Below are 13,175 nucleotides of genomic sequence, written 5' to 3'. Positions count from 1 at the left end.
TACTTTCATTGCATCCCTGCGAGTTAAATTAAGCTGCGTTTTCCCAGCCTGAAATGGCAAATCTACCTATCTTATTGTGATACCATTGGGTTCCGCGTTGCTCTGCTTCATTCATCATTTGATGAAGTGATTGCTTGAAAGTTTCTTCATGCACCACTGACATTTGAGTTACTTGTCCACTTGGTGCGATATGTGGAACTTTTTTGTTAGGCACAGCCCAAGCCATAACAAGTTGACGGCATTTGGCATCACTTAATCCATAAGTGGCTTTTAGGTAGCTGTATCCCTGATAACCTACAGGGATAGTACCTTGCTCCATTTGTTCAATTTTCTGTTCAACGCAGTTAAGACGCCTTTCCTGCTCTACATTGACTTGCGCCATAGCGGCGATTAACTCAGCTTGTGACATTTGCGGTGGATTAGACAATGTTTTAAGTTTTTCAAGAACCGAGCGACGAACCGCTTTTGATTCTCTCATACCAACCAACATTAGCTGATCCATGTTTAAATCATAAGCTCTAACTTCGTTTCCATAGCGGTAAAAAGTTTTTACCGCTGGTAAATCATCCAATTCATCCTCTATTCGTTTAACAAAATGAGCATTTTTAACCTCTGCTTCACCACAAGACACTCTGGCAGGGTTTATTATATTATTAAGAAAATCTAAACTGCTCATGGTGATTTCTTTTTCAACGTTAATTAAATTTTGCATATAAAAATCCCTCGCTGGTTAAAACGATGCTAAAAGCCCTGAATTAACAGGGCTGAGATTGATTAGTGGTGACGCGGCAGTTGACGGTTCGTCAGCTTAGAGTTTAAATCTTGCTGTAGGTATTTAACGAATACATAGCCGTCTTGGAATCTGTCATACAGGCGACCATAAACAGGTGAGTTGAGCGTTTTTAATGCAGGGCGTAATTCTTCTTTCCAAATCTGATAAATGGCTTCGTAGTGTTTGGCGAGAGCATTTATGTTGTAGGCATCTCGTTCTTCTTGAGTAACGCATGAGGTTATTCTATTCCCGTACAGTTCAGCTTCCATACGGTTAAATTCGGCAATGTAGGCTTCTTTGAATTGAGCCGCTTTCTTGCCTGTGAATCCCATAACCAAAAAGACAAATCCGTCTTTAGTCATCTGGTAGTAAACAATTTCACGCTTTGCTCCACTGCCAATTGGTTTGTTTTTGACCATTCGCGAAAAGTTGCGGATGGTAAATTCTTTTGAGCAATCAAGTGATTCGAGCTTTTGAACGACATGATGATGCTGTTTGCCAAAGTAAATGGCTACATTTTCCGTAGTTGTGATTGCTTTCCCATTTTGGATGGTAACGGTTGGTGATAATACGGAGATTTGAGTATTCATATTTATGTCCTTACGATATTTTTGATTACCCCTTTTGAGAGGGCGGTCGGGCGCTCAAAACCGTCGTAAGTCGGCGGGCATATTCCCATCACTGGTATTGTATTAGCCGCACGCCCGACCATATCAAAATACTATGGACATAAAAAATCCGCATGACTATCGGGTGCGGTATCCGCTTACGAAGGTGTTTTGAGCACCTACGAGCAATCTACAGCAACCCGTTGAGTTCGTCAAGTTTCTACCTCCTGTTTGCATCCTTGCACTGAGTAATGGTCATATTCTTTGGTTAAATCACATAAATAGCGTGGCGTGGGTAGGGGAGTCCGATAGGGGCGAAGGGGATATCATCCTCAAAATCCATCGGAGGCTCACTTTGTGGTGTTTGATTACTCGATGCTTGTTTTTGCGCTTGCGGTTGCTGAGGTTGTCCCCATCCTTGATTCTGCTGTGACTTCTGGCTTCCTGCCTGATTACCACCGTTACCGCCTAACATCTGCATAGAACCGCCGACATTAACTACCACTTCCGTTGTGTATCGGTCTTGCCCGCTTTGGTCTTGCCATTTTCTGGTTTGCAGAGAACCTTCGATATATACTTGACTTCCTTTTCTCAGATATTCACCTGCAATTTCTGCTAATTTGCCGAAGATGCACACTCGATGCCACTCGGTTTTTTCTTTCATCTCACCGGTTTGTTTATCACGCCACGATTCCGATGTGGCTAGTGTGAGATTAGCGATTGCGCCACCTGATGGCATATAGCGGATTTCTGGATCCTGCCCCAAGTGACCAATGAGAATACATTTATTCACGCCTTTACTTGCCATCAGTACCTACCTCTTGTTTGGTTAGTTCTTCTTTTCTTAGCTCATACACTTTTTGAGCCTCCGCTTGTTCAGGTGTATCTCTAAGTGCTTTGTATGCTTCACTAAAGGCGATTTTTAACTCATCCATGTTTTGTGCTTCCGTTGCAATGCTCGTAAAGTGAGCTAGATCTATCTCTGCTTTAGTGCGTCCATCATTAAGCCAATCCATTAGCTTTTTACCTGTTAATTCATTTAACTGAGTAACTTCGGCGTTGCTGAACAATCCTGTTCTATCCTTGCTTGCCATTGCCGTGTGAGTTTCGTGATTTAGGTCTAGTACAGTCGTAAACTCATACTCAACCCCGTCACGCTGCTCTGATTTCATGCCAAGTTTATCTACGCCTTTCTTACCATTGCTTTTATCGACCTGAGCAGTTTCCGTTTTACTTCTCATCGTTGCGATAATATGCAGGTCAGACCGTAGTATCGCGTCGAGAAATGCATTGTGACGTGGTGTTATTTCGCTCCATGCTGACCACGTATTGCCTCGATACTTGGCTTTTGCTAACACATCGAGTAATTCTAGACATCCGCCTGTTCCACTCCATTCGTGAGTAATACTGTCGATTATCAAATTATCGTAGCCAGCTTCCTGCGCAACCCCGATAGCTTCAATAAATCGCTCTGGTGTGAATGGTGGATCTAACTCCAATACGTCAAAATTAAAACGGTCAGAGTAAAGAGAAGCACTTCCTTTTTCCGTATCAATCAATGCCGTTTTTCCGCCAAGTCCTTTGGCTATTTCCAGTGCTCCATAGGTTTTACCTGAGCCACTAGGCCCTGTTAAAGCGAGCCTTAATTTTGCTTTTTTTCGCATTGCCTTGGCGAATTTCATACTAATCTCCTAAGTATTGACCTTGACGTCGATCGCTTCCGTAGTAATCGACTTCAAACTTATTACTCGGTGCAGAATTCCTTTCCGCATCACGTAATGCCTGAATATGAGCAGGTAGAGGAGGGTGATTTTTCGATGCGTCCAAGTTCATGTGTAGCAGTTCCATTGCTAATCGTTTTTCCCTGTCTGGCGCACTCGTATTTGGCAAACACCCCTCAATCATTGCAATAGCTTGAGCCAGAGCTTCCTCTCTGTTTTTTGCTAATGACGGTGATGTTAATTGGGGGTATTTATCGGTAGGGTATGAGTTAGAAACGTTCATTGAAAATCTCCTGAAAAGTCCTTGAGAGGCATAGACAATCCTTGTCGTCCTAACACTTCCGTTTGATACATAAATTCATCGTGTTCGCGTTCCTGCGATTCTTTACGCTTCCTGCGTAATTCTTCTAGCCATTGTTGATGCTGAGTCACGCAACCCTCCTTAGCAGATTCATCTTAGAAACAGGTGCATCCTTGCTTGCTTCATTGACAATCCTGTCAATCTCTTCCTTGTCGAACTGCATAATCCATTGCAGAGCTTCAACTGGGTCGATTTCCGTTAATTTAGCCAACTCACTGAAACTTCCTGTCTCAATACTAAGCTTGCTACTTTCGTCAAATTCCATGACTGTTTTATCGTGAATTACCCGAGTTCCGTTCGAGTAGCTGTATGAAATTTTCATAGCTACCTCAACTTACAAATGTCGGTATTACGCCAACGGTTGTCACAATGACCACAGCTAAACTGAATAACCATGGGTTTGTACGCTTATTTTTACGTGCTTGAGGCGTAGTGATACGCACCGCCATGCAATCACGCATAGCGCTGTAATAGTTAGTTTTCATGGTGACCCCGTTAGATGAGAGATAAGGCGGTTATCTGGTGTTGGCGAAGTGAAGGTGTATTAATTTATTTTTAATGATTTGAATTTTATTAGTGTGTTTTTTTATTGAGTAATGTATTTATAATCGCTTTTTCAAATGATGATTTAATTGAATTTTCTCCAACTAAATTATCTGAGAAGTTATTTAGTAATAATTCTAATTCTGGAGTTTCTTCATGAACGTATATTTTTGTTTTTACTTTAACATGTGGTGATTTAATTCCATGTTCTAAAGTTAATTTTACGTTAATAACGACACTGGTTTTTTGTTTCATCATTTTTATTTCCTTTTAATGAATATAATTAATTACGAAATGTCTTGTTTATATATCTAAATATAGGGTGGGTTACTGCTGAACGAGGGATGTCATACTCCCTCCGTTATTAACTAAACACGATGCTAATCATCAAGTTTGAGTTTTTGAATTAAGTTACTCACCGCGGTATCTACTGCTTCCTGATCGATGGTGTCGAATAGCTTGTTGCGTGCTTCTTCCGCTTTATCAAAGCTTTCCTCGTCATCGTCGTCGTAATCTATCCATAATCCAAAGTCGACATCGAAAATCTTCTCAGGCCAGCAATACTGCACTCCGACTTTTTGCTTATCGGCGTCATGAGCTTTCTTGATTAGAATCTGACGTCCATGTGACTCAAATTCCTTAAACCATATTTCCATCTCTATTTCCTATCTATTAATCAACTCGCCACAGCCCACCTTGATGGACTGTAATTAGTTAACTGTGCCTGCTTTTAACCACGTCAGGCGAGGTGGTTCCTTACTTTCCACAGTCAAGGAAAATTGATATATTGGTTATTCCACAGTCAATATAGGAATGTTTTATGTCAGATGTAGTAATTGATCCAAAAGAAAACCCTGAATTAGCGGCTCAGCAATTAGTTATAGAATTGATTAAGGCTGAAAAAACAGCCATGATTAATGGAGCGGCGTCAAGATCAACAGTTGAGTCGATCATATTTGCTCACCAAAGTTTTACTAATTACTTTAAAAAACTTAAAGATAATTAATTGTCTTGATATAGCTTTATAAAAGCCACTGCCACAGAGCGAGCAAGTTCTTCTGCTTGCTCTTTATCTGGATTGTTATTGGTTATTAAACATGCCAATGTTTGGCTTGCAATCTCTTGAATTTTTACTGGTAAATCTTCAAATTTCATCTTACTTCTCCTATTTATCTCGACATAATATGTCACCTTAAATCTTATTGTTGTTTAGATGACATACTTCCATTCGTAATGGTTGCCTGAACTGTCTTAACCTCCTCAGACGGCAGAGGTCTATTACTCCCCAGTAATAAATCAGATATAATTAAGTTTCCCCAGTGATAGAAAGGATTAAATCAATGTCTAAAAAGGTTATTACCGAACACAACCCAGTAGAAAGAGTTGCTTTCGATATGGCGCTGGCTTTAGCAGCTAAACAGGATTCAATTAAAACACCTGAGCAATTAATGGCTGAAATTGAAGCGCTTTATCCTGAGTGTTTAGAAGTTGCTAAAAAGCAGTACGAAAAAGAAACTCCGCCTCCGGTTAGTTTTTTTACAAAAAAACGTTAAGTATCTAATGCTGCGAGAGTTGTATTTAGTATGGCTCTTGCTACTGTATTTGAGTCGAAGTTATCATTATTGGAGTAGGGTTCAATTTCTTTTTCGTTATTTTCCCCTATCTAGCCGTAACACCGAACTCACTGCTCGGTTGTTTTGTTTTAACTCCTGAAAATATTAATACGTCTGGTAAACAACAGTTATCAGGTGATGATTGATACTTAGGTTCAATACTTCTAGTCACAGGAATGTGGCTTAGCGATAGTGTCTTTTCAACTCGGTTTAATTTTTTAGTTTCTAGTTGAAATATTGAGTTTAGTTGCATCTCAATATCTTTAATTGCAATGGCTTCGACTTTCCGTCTGGCGTGACGTCTATTTGCAGAGTTACCACGTAAAAAGTCTGGTTTGCGTGATTTCTTCACTTTTATAGTTGCCATATATCCTCCAAACAGTTGGCTTTAGTGATTGGTGATAAAATAATGAAACACCAATCCGAAAACTTTCTGAGAAGGTTGACGCTTTATCAGCGTCGCCTTTCTGATAGCTAATACACAGCTTGCTACCATCGTTGTTAAAGAACATCAACGTGCTGTGTTCCGTTGATGGATAGTATATTCACAAATTGTGATTTTAATGTCAACCACAAAATGTGTTTATTTATTTGTTTTTAAATTAAGTCGATGATTTGAAATATAAAATAAATGGTAAATAAACACGGAATGTGTTGTTTGTCACATAAGATTGGAATGGAGATCACCTCTTTGGAGGGGAGAGGGTACAAAAAAGCCCTCGCGGGGAGGGCTGAGGGTCATTCTTAATGGTGTTAATTATTTCTAGGTTGAAAATATGCCGATGGGGAGCATTTGAGATTGAACGAAGGTGTAACTAACAACCCCATATCATCAAGATCACGAATCATTTTTACTTGTCTTTCATTTATTTCTTTATTTCTTATAGAAATGACATTTGTAATGATTTTTGAGTTAGTAGCCTTATTCATTTTCTATCTCCAGTTGTGGGTCTTCTTCATCTAAAAATGGTGTTGACCCTATGACAACTATTTCTTGATTTGATTTCATTGCAAATTGAAGTAATAAATTATGGATATCAATAACTTCAGCTGAGAAATCCTCATCGCCTGAGTAATCTTCAACTTTTAACTTTAAAGTATCAATTATAGTTTTAATGCCAATTGATCTACCATGTGAGTGCCATCGTTTATTATCAGATAATAGTATAGCTATTTCTTCCGCTCTATCCATTTTATCCTGTAAACTAACGACTTCACCTGAACTCTCTTTATAATTCCATTCTTTAAATTTATAATCAACAAGCCACTTTTTCAAGAGTTCTTTTGATAATTCTCTTGCTTCCTCATATCTTCGAAGTTCGGCAAGGTCTAAACGGTTAAGCATCATTAACTCTGCTTGAGTAACAACCCCTTGTTCGGATTTTTTTATAATCTCTTCTACTTTATCTAAATAACCTAATGCTGGAACCCATTTATCATCTGGGTTGGCTACTTGTGGGTCTATGGGGCCTAGCGATGACGCATAATCCATATAAATTCTATCACCTGACATGCACCATATTGTTCCAGCTGACATAGCAAAGTCAGGAACTATAAAATATACCTCGTCGTAGAAATATCTTGTTATTTCTACCAGTTTTTCAACTGATTCTACACTCCCACCTGTCGTCTGAAGTAGAATTACCAGTTTTTTTACTCTCCTTTTTTGGGCTGCTTTACCAAGAAAAGATACTGTTGGTTGGAATGCATGTTTAGACCAAAAATTTATTCCACCATAATAAGACACAATATCAGCATCAGGAAAGTGTTTTTCCTTAAACTTATCAATGTTATATGTTATAAATCCTTGCAGCGCATTATCTAAATTTTGCATAAAATTATCCATGTATTTAAATCATATTACGTTTTTATTCCCCACACCCTAAAACGTGTCGTCAGGCCATTGTGATTTGATTACCTTACCTATGATTGTGCAATTCCCGTTAATAGGGATCAGATCGAAGCGAGGGTTTAATGGCTCTAGATACTCAATTCCACCATCTCTAATCAATCGTTTGAATGTGAATTCATCATTCAGTAAACGCGCGACGCAAAAATCTCCGAACTCAACTTCTTCCTCTGGATCAACCAAGATAAGCATTCCTTCTGGAAAGCTTGGCTTGCCTCCTGGTGGTGCTGTCATTGATTGACCTTCAACTTCTAACCAGAAAGAACGTTCACTAGCTTTCTTAGCTGTAGGTATCCACGACACAGCATCTTTCTGGGTGTATGAGTTAAATTCTGTTGAGAAAGCGCCGGCCTGTACCTTTGTGAATAGAGGGTATTCATAATTTTTGATCACTTGCTCACTTTGACTGCCAAACATTAATTCGGCAGGTGATATACCAAGAGCTTCGCTTATAACAATCGCATCATCAGCGCTAATCTTGCGCTCTCCAAGCTCATAGTTTCCTATTCTGGACGCAGCAGAGTAGCCGCACAATTTAGCTAATTGAGCTTGACTTAGCCCTCTTGATTCACGAATGGATTTTAACCTTTCGCCAATAACTTCATTTACTTTTTTCATGTATACCTTTTAACACAAACCGTGATAAATGTATTTAAACGTTTTGTGATTGACAGTTAATCACATATTGTGTGTAATATTGGAATAAACAAGGAGGATACACACATGAACAATATCGCAGAACAGCGAAAAAAACTGGGAATTTCTCAAGCTGTTTTAGCTTCATCAATAGGATGGGGGCAGTCACGAATTGCTAACTATGAGTTAAACATTAGAACTCCTAGCTTAAATGACTGCCGAGCTATTGTTGAAGCATTACAAAAATTAGGGGCAAATTGTTCTTTAGACGACGTTTTCCCTCCAAAAGTAGCTTGATTTCACCACGTTCTTTAACAACCGCAGGGTTCTTGACTGCTACGGAGTCGCTGATAAAGCGACAACTCTTCCCCCAATATCAACTCATACGGAATGAGTCACGGATCATTATTGTCCCTTAGTTAACTCATAAGGACTTTAAACAATGGAATGCGCAAATACACGCAAACAATTCAATCAATTTATCTCTAACCACCTAATAGCTTCAGCATTACAAGCATTGAGAAATAAAACTCAGTCTGCCGTGGCTAGAACGTTAGGTGTTCATGATTCAACTATCCTACGTCGAACTGAAAAATATCCTGAAATATGCGAAACGCTTGTCGCATCGGGAATTATTGATTTTGTGATGGAAGGAGAACGAAAAATCTCAGAAGAAGAGTACCGATTTTTGTGGAAACAAATGGGTGAACTTTCTCAAATGAAAATAAAAGAAAACGCCTCGATTGCGGCAACAAACGAGGCGTGTTGTTCAATGGAATTCACCATTTAACGTACAAATATACTGTATCAATATCCAGTTTTTATCACAAGGGGAAACTTCAGTTTCCCTTTTTTGATACAGCTTTGGAATGGAGAAATTATACCATGAGACAAAGAATAAATCATGAATTTAATGGCTGTGATGAGCATAAAAACATCATGAGAAATAGGCTATTACAAGAAATAACCCCACTGGGTTGTCAGCGTTTAAAGGAAGCATTGAAAGACGCAAAATTAAGGAAAGCACATCGGGATAAGTTATTAGGAGAGCGAAAATGAGTATGCTTCTAATGGCAAAAGCCATGCAATTACAGGTGGGGAGTACAGCACAAAAAATGGTGCTACTGAAACTTGCTGATAATGCCAATGATAAAGGTGAGTGCTTTCCTTCTTATGAGACTATTGCACGTCATTGCGAAATTAGCCGTCAAAGTGCGATAAACCACATTAAAAGTTTATGTAAAAAAGGGTTTGTTCGTAAAGTTACGCGAAAAACAGATAAGGGACATACTTCCAATTTATATATTTTAGATTTGGAGGCTAAATCTCTTGATGACGGTAGTCAAAATACAGTACCACCTAGTCAAAATTCTGTACCAGAGGTAGTCAAAGAATTTGACCACGGTAGTCAAACTGTTGGACTAGGGGGTAGTCAAAAAATTTTACCCAGAACCAGTCAGTCTTTTAACCAGTCAATTAACCCTAAAAAATTATCGTCTGACGACTCGAAACCTGCAAAGCAGATTTCAATTAATCGACAAGCTAAAATTCCTTATCAGGAAATCATGCAAGCCTTCAACGAATCGGTAGGGGATAGATTACCCAATGCCGAATCACTGAATGACAAACGCAAACGAGCAATATCCAAATTCCTGAAAGAGCTCAAAGAACCCACAGTTGAATCAGCTAAAAATTATTTTGATTATTTTATGGAAACGGCGAGTGCTTGGTATTTTGGCGAAAATAATCGGGGTTGGCGAGCGAATTTTGATTATTTACTCAGACCTGAAACGGTACTCAAAACAAGGGAAGGAGCACTGTGATGAACCAAGTTCCGAATAATTTAATGGCGGAACAAAATGTTATTGGAGGACTACTGCTTGACCCGCAAAGTGATAATGCGCAATCAATTTTTTCACTGCTAAAACCTGAAGATTTTTATGCCCGACACCATCAAATTATTTATCTCACCCTGCGAGAAATGTATACCCAACGTATGCCAATAGACATCATGACGGTGACGGATTGTCTGGAGTCAAAAGGCCGAATTAATCAATCAGGTGGTTTTGCCTATCTTGCTGAGATGGCAAGAGAAACACCGAGTATTGCTAACATTATGGCTTATGCGAAAAAAATCCGAGAGTGTTCCGCACAGCGTTTTGTTATCGAAAAGACGGTTGAAATTCAAAAGCTCATGATGGCGCCAAGTGAGTTAGGTTTTACAGATAAAATTGAACAAGCACAACGCTTGCTTGATGAAGCTACTTCGTTTGGAAAAATGGGGAGAAAAACAGGGTTACGCCGAATTGATGATGTGCTGGATGATGTTTTTACCGACATTTGTGATCGACAAGATAACCCAGAGAAACATCGAGGATTAAAAACGGGATTTAAAGATTTTGACCGTCTATTAAGCCCGAAACAGATTGTCATAGGCTCACTGTTCGTGATTGGTGCTCGTCCAAAGATGGGAAAAACAACCGTTCTCACTGAAATGGCAAAAAATGTCTCACAACAAGGTAAGCCTGTATTACTGTTCAGCATGGAAATGACGGATAAACAGCTTGTTGAACGGACACTAGCCCAACAAACCCAGATTAATTCAGATAAATTTTACCAAAAGTTAGAAGAGCATGAATGGGATAGGCTTTGCAATGCCATCGGTCGCCTTAAAGATGAGCCCAATATTTGGGTGGATGATACACCAGGTATGTCCTTACAGCATATTCGCTCTGAAAGTCGGAAAATTAAACGCAAAGTCGGTGATATTGGGTTCATTGGTGTCGATTACCTCACGCTGATGCAAGCGGGAAAAGCTGACCGTAATGACATTGCCTATGGTGAAATCACTAAGGGGCTAAAAATATTAGCAAAAGAGCTCAATACGGTGGTTGTGTTGCTTGTACAACTGAATCGAGGATTGGAAAACAGAGCTGATAAACGCCCCGTACCAAGTGATTCAAGAGACACAGGACAAATCGAGCAAGATTGTGATTATTGGTTAGGCATTTATCGTGATGCGGTGTACCACGATAATGCAGATGAAACGCTGACCGAGATGATTTTAAGGCTCAATCGGCACGGTAAAACAGGCACGGTGTATGTTGACCAACAAGGATTGAGTATTACACCAGTTGATCAATATATGGCTGCTTATCGCGCTCAACCGAAACGAGAGCCTAAAAGGTATTGTGAAAAATCGTTTTAACTCATGAAAGTAAAAAGGAGACCTCGTGACAGATGATATCTGTCTCCATAAATCCAATCTCAACAGTATTTTCAAAGTGCTCTCCGAAATCGTGACAACAGGTAAACGCTATCGCATCAAAATCACCGAGTGGCGTGATTTAAGAACCATACCCATGAATAAAACATGGCGTATGTGGATGGAAACCACAGGCGAGTGGTTACGTGCACGTGGCGTTGTTATCGATATTAAAAATGGTGTCGGTGAAATCGTTTTATCAAAGCCCATTACTAATGAGGAAACGCATGAATATTTCGTTGGACACTGGTTAGGGCGCAATGAAAACGGTGAGCGTGAAGAAACCAGCAAGATGGATAAAGCAAGGATGCTTTACATGATGGAGAAACATGAACAATGGTGCATTGAGAAGGGAATTCCGATCATCATTCCTCGTAACTCTGAATATATGAGTTTGAAAAGAAAGCAAGAAGAATAGGAAATAGTGATGATTATTTCAGTTAATAACATGATCGTTTTTATTTTAAAGTGATAAAAAATAGTAATCAGGAGGCTCATGATGAATTTACGCAATGAGGCAAAAGGGCGTGAATGTCAGATTAGAATACCTTCAGTTTGTAATGGTAACTCTGAAACGGTTGTTTTAGCCCATTACAGAATGTCAGGTCTTTGTGGCGTCGGAATAAAATCGCATGACTTATTTGGCGCTTGGGCTTGTAGTGCATGTCACGATGAAGTTGATAGACGAACACGATTTACGGATATGGAGTATGCAAAACAATGTCATCTAGAAGGTGTTTTGAGAACGCAAGCCATATTGATCCAAGAAGGGAAGTTGAACGTGTGAAGGTCTTTAATATCGAACCAGTACCTAAACCAAGGATGACTCAGGCTGATAAATGGAAAAAACGTCCCCCAGTTTTAAAGTATTTTGCGTTTAAGGACGAAGTAAAGTTAAACAAAATCACCCTACCTGAATCACATTACCACATTACATTCATTCTACCCATGCCGAAGAGTTGGAGTAAAACTAAACGCTCCGAAATGAACGGTAAACCCCATCAACAAAAACCGGATAAAGATAATCTCGAAAAAGCATTACTTGATGCTATTTTTGACGATGATTCACGTGTATGGGATGGGCGGGTAACAAAAGTGTGGGGAAAAAGGGGGCAGATAATTATCCAAGAGGTGCGATAGTGAATATTGAGTGGATACGCGAGCGAGTAAGTACAGCGTTGATGAATGTTTGTATTATAGAAAATGGGCCGTTAAGTGCCATGGAGGAACAAGCAATACTTGTAACCGATAGGTTTAAAAGAAACCCAATACGCTATGCGGGTGAAAGAAAGTCTCGATACAGACTCCCCTCACATCCACTCAAAATTAAGCAAAAACATGCCAAAGGAAAATCAAAACCATTAATTAATGAAGTTACTTATCGCACTTCATCATGGCGCAGAGGTATTCATCAATTGCCTAACGAAATGCGCTTATGGTTACTCTATTGCTATGGTGATTATCAATATTATCGTGAGCAAATACTCATTGTTCCCTATATTTGGCATGAGTTTCAGCGATTAAATAGTAAAAAAAGGATAACGAAAAAAGTTAAGCAACGACTTCAATCTCTTACCTTACTAGCCATTCAGGCGGTAAAAGCAGAAATTAATCAAACAGCAAAAAAATATACGGATGTTAAGCTTGCTGAATTGTTGGGCGTCAGTGCTGATGCTTGGCGAAAGAGCTATAAACTGTATTGGATTTGTTTATTAGATTGTTGCTATCAATTAGATAGAGATTCGCT

At 39.3% G+C, this 13,175-nt stretch carries 26 protein-coding genes; 11 read left to right on the top strand and 15 right to left on the bottom strand.

Going from position 1 to position 13,175, the window contains the following annotated elements; genetic code table 11:
- Positions 1 to 28 precede the first annotated feature (28 nt).
- From AACU95_RS08500 to AACU95_RS08455, 10 genes are all read right to left on the bottom strand, one after another.
- On the bottom strand, positions 29 to 712 hold the full coding sequence (locus AACU95_RS08500) for a hypothetical protein (protein WP_087726682.1): 684 nt from the start codon (positions 710 to 712) through the stop codon (positions 29 to 31).
- 62 nt (positions 713 to 774) lie between these two features.
- On the bottom strand, positions 775 to 1,362 hold the full coding sequence (locus AACU95_RS08495; RefSeq protein ID WP_232467332.1) for a Rha family transcriptional regulator: 588 nt from the start codon (positions 1,360 to 1,362) through the stop codon (positions 775 to 777).
- Between the two features lie 286 nt (positions 1,363 to 1,648).
- Positions 1,649 to 2,188, bottom strand: coding sequence for a single-stranded DNA-binding protein (locus AACU95_RS08490; protein ID WP_110144533.1), 540 nt, complete (start codon positions 2,186 to 2,188; stop codon positions 1,649 to 1,651).
- On the bottom strand, positions 2,178 to 3,062 hold the full coding sequence (locus AACU95_RS08485) for an ATP-binding protein (RefSeq protein ID WP_087726680.1): 885 nt from the start codon (positions 3,060 to 3,062) through the stop codon (positions 2,178 to 2,180). Before AACU95_RS08485 ends, AACU95_RS08490 begins: the two co-directional genes overlap by 11 nt.
- 1 nt (position 3,063) lies before the next feature.
- Positions 3,064 to 3,384 (bottom strand): hypothetical protein, encoded by a 321-nt coding sequence (locus tag AACU95_RS08480; protein ID WP_017628824.1) that lies wholly within the window; start codon positions 3,382 to 3,384, stop codon positions 3,064 to 3,066.
- Positions 3,381 to 3,533 carry a hypothetical protein gene (locus tag AACU95_RS08475; RefSeq protein ID WP_017628823.1) on the bottom strand — a complete coding sequence of 51 codons (153 nt, stop codon included), beginning with the start codon at positions 3,531 to 3,533 and terminating at the stop codon, positions 3,381 to 3,383. Before AACU95_RS08475 ends, AACU95_RS08480 begins: the two co-directional genes overlap by 4 nt.
- On the bottom strand, positions 3,530 to 3,784 hold the full coding sequence (locus tag AACU95_RS08470) for a hypothetical protein (RefSeq protein ID WP_161737234.1): 255 nt from the start codon (positions 3,782 to 3,784) through the stop codon (positions 3,530 to 3,532). Before AACU95_RS08470 ends, AACU95_RS08475 begins: the two co-directional genes overlap by 4 nt.
- Before the next feature lie 7 nt (positions 3,785 to 3,791).
- Positions 3,792 to 3,947 (bottom strand): hypothetical protein, encoded by a 156-nt coding sequence (locus AACU95_RS08465; protein ID WP_162837622.1) that lies wholly within the window; start codon positions 3,945 to 3,947, stop codon positions 3,792 to 3,794.
- Between the two features lie 88 nt (positions 3,948 to 4,035).
- The gene (locus tag AACU95_RS08460; protein ID WP_004247466.1) at positions 4,036 to 4,263 is read right to left on the bottom strand and encodes a hypothetical protein; all 228 of its coding nucleotides are present in this window, start codon (positions 4,261 to 4,263) and stop codon (positions 4,036 to 4,038) included.
- Positions 4,264 to 4,385: 122 nt separating this feature from the next.
- A complete protein-coding gene (locus AACU95_RS08455) occupies positions 4,386 to 4,661 on the bottom strand; it encodes a hypothetical protein (protein ID WP_004247467.1) in 276 nt (91 codons plus the stop codon).
- A gap of 164 nt (positions 4,662 to 4,825) precedes the next feature.
- On the opposite strand from AACU95_RS08455, the gene AACU95_RS08450 reads away from it, so the two are divergent.
- On the top strand, positions 4,826 to 5,011 hold the full coding sequence (locus AACU95_RS08450; RefSeq protein ID WP_004247469.1) for a hypothetical protein: 186 nt from the start codon (positions 4,826 to 4,828) through the stop codon (positions 5,009 to 5,011).
- Here AACU95_RS08450 and AACU95_RS08445 read toward each other — a convergent pair.
- Positions 5,008 to 5,160, bottom strand: a complete 153-nt coding sequence (locus tag AACU95_RS08445; protein ID WP_004247470.1) for a hypothetical protein — start codon at positions 5,158 to 5,160, stop codon at positions 5,008 to 5,010. The genes AACU95_RS08450 and AACU95_RS08445 overlap by 4 nt on opposite strands.
- Positions 5,161 to 5,345: 185 nt before the next feature.
- Here AACU95_RS08445 and AACU95_RS08440 point away from each other — a divergent pair, with 185 nt between their 5' ends.
- Positions 5,346 to 5,558, top strand: a complete 213-nt coding sequence (locus AACU95_RS08440; RefSeq protein ID WP_004247471.1) for a hypothetical protein — start codon at positions 5,346 to 5,348, stop codon at positions 5,556 to 5,558.
- A gap of 106 nt (positions 5,559 to 5,664) precedes the next feature.
- Here the strand turns inward: AACU95_RS08440 and AACU95_RS08435 are convergent, their stop codons facing one another.
- From AACU95_RS08435 to AACU95_RS08420, 4 genes are all read right to left on the bottom strand, one after another.
- Entirely contained in the window at positions 5,665 to 5,985 is a 321-nt protein-coding gene (locus AACU95_RS08435; RefSeq protein WP_004247473.1) for a transcriptional antitermination N peptide, read from the bottom strand.
- Positions 5,986 to 6,371: 386 nt separating this feature from the next.
- Positions 6,372 to 6,548, bottom strand: a complete 177-nt coding sequence (locus AACU95_RS08430; RefSeq protein WP_159037577.1) for a hypothetical protein — start codon at positions 6,546 to 6,548, stop codon at positions 6,372 to 6,374.
- Positions 6,541 to 7,452 carry an SDH family Clp fold serine proteinase gene (locus AACU95_RS08425; RefSeq protein ID WP_107033972.1) on the bottom strand — a complete coding sequence of 304 codons (912 nt, stop codon included), beginning with the start codon at positions 7,450 to 7,452 and terminating at the stop codon, positions 6,541 to 6,543. Before AACU95_RS08425 ends, AACU95_RS08430 begins: the two co-directional genes overlap by 8 nt.
- Before the next feature lie 48 nt (positions 7,453 to 7,500).
- Positions 7,501 to 8,145, bottom strand: coding sequence for a LexA family protein (locus AACU95_RS08420; protein WP_004247476.1), 645 nt, complete (start codon positions 8,143 to 8,145; stop codon positions 7,501 to 7,503).
- 105 nt (positions 8,146 to 8,250) lie between these two features.
- On the opposite strand from AACU95_RS08420, the gene AACU95_RS08415 reads away from it, so the two are divergent.
- From AACU95_RS08415 to AACU95_RS08375, 9 genes are all read left to right on the top strand, one after another.
- Positions 8,251 to 8,460: a helix-turn-helix transcriptional regulator gene (locus AACU95_RS08415; RefSeq protein ID WP_004247477.1), complete on the top strand. Its 210-nt coding sequence runs from the start codon at positions 8,251 to 8,253 to the stop codon at positions 8,458 to 8,460.
- Positions 8,461 to 8,605: 145 nt separating this feature from the next.
- Complete coding sequence (locus AACU95_RS08410; protein WP_004247478.1) at positions 8,606 to 8,953, top strand: hypothetical protein; 348 nt, start codon at positions 8,606 to 8,608, stop codon at positions 8,951 to 8,953.
- A 95-nt stretch (positions 8,954 to 9,048) separates the two neighbouring features.
- Entirely contained in the window at positions 9,049 to 9,222 is a 174-nt protein-coding gene (locus AACU95_RS08405) for a hypothetical protein (RefSeq protein ID WP_004251793.1), read from the top strand.
- Positions 9,219 to 9,986, top strand: a complete 768-nt coding sequence (locus AACU95_RS08400; protein ID WP_049213519.1) for a helix-turn-helix domain-containing protein — start codon at positions 9,219 to 9,221, stop codon at positions 9,984 to 9,986. The genes AACU95_RS08405 and AACU95_RS08400 overlap by 4 nt, the downstream gene beginning before the upstream one ends.
- On the top strand, positions 9,986 to 11,371 hold the full coding sequence (locus AACU95_RS08395; protein ID WP_012367618.1) for a replicative DNA helicase: 1,386 nt from the start codon (positions 9,986 to 9,988) through the stop codon (positions 11,369 to 11,371). The genes AACU95_RS08400 and AACU95_RS08395 overlap by 1 nt, the downstream gene beginning before the upstream one ends.
- A gap of 25 nt (positions 11,372 to 11,396) precedes the next feature.
- Positions 11,397 to 11,846: a YbcN family protein gene (locus tag AACU95_RS08390; RefSeq protein WP_012367619.1), complete on the top strand. Its 450-nt coding sequence runs from the start codon at positions 11,397 to 11,399 to the stop codon at positions 11,844 to 11,846.
- 78 nt (positions 11,847 to 11,924) lie between these two features.
- Positions 11,925 to 12,215: a DUF1364 domain-containing protein gene (locus AACU95_RS08385; RefSeq protein WP_004245984.1), complete on the top strand. Its 291-nt coding sequence runs from the start codon at positions 11,925 to 11,927 to the stop codon at positions 12,213 to 12,215.
- Positions 12,212 to 12,568 carry a RusA family crossover junction endodeoxyribonuclease gene (locus AACU95_RS08380; RefSeq protein ID WP_004245983.1) on the top strand — a complete coding sequence of 119 codons (357 nt, stop codon included), beginning with the start codon at positions 12,212 to 12,214 and terminating at the stop codon, positions 12,566 to 12,568. The genes AACU95_RS08385 and AACU95_RS08380 overlap by 4 nt, the downstream gene beginning before the upstream one ends.
- Positions 12,502 to 13,175, top strand: a 674-nt coding sequence (locus AACU95_RS08375; protein WP_237612039.1) for a bacteriophage antitermination protein Q, incomplete at its 3' end; no start/stop codon positions are given. The genes AACU95_RS08380 and AACU95_RS08375, both read left to right, overlap by 67 nt.

The organism is Proteus sp. G4415, from assembly GCF_963896075.1.
Classification (GTDB): Bacteria; Pseudomonadota; Gammaproteobacteria; order Enterobacterales; family Enterobacteriaceae; genus Proteus; species Proteus mirabilis.
The sequence above is the reverse complement of the archived record's forward strand: the minus strand, read 5'-3'. Positions and strand labels throughout refer to the sequence as shown.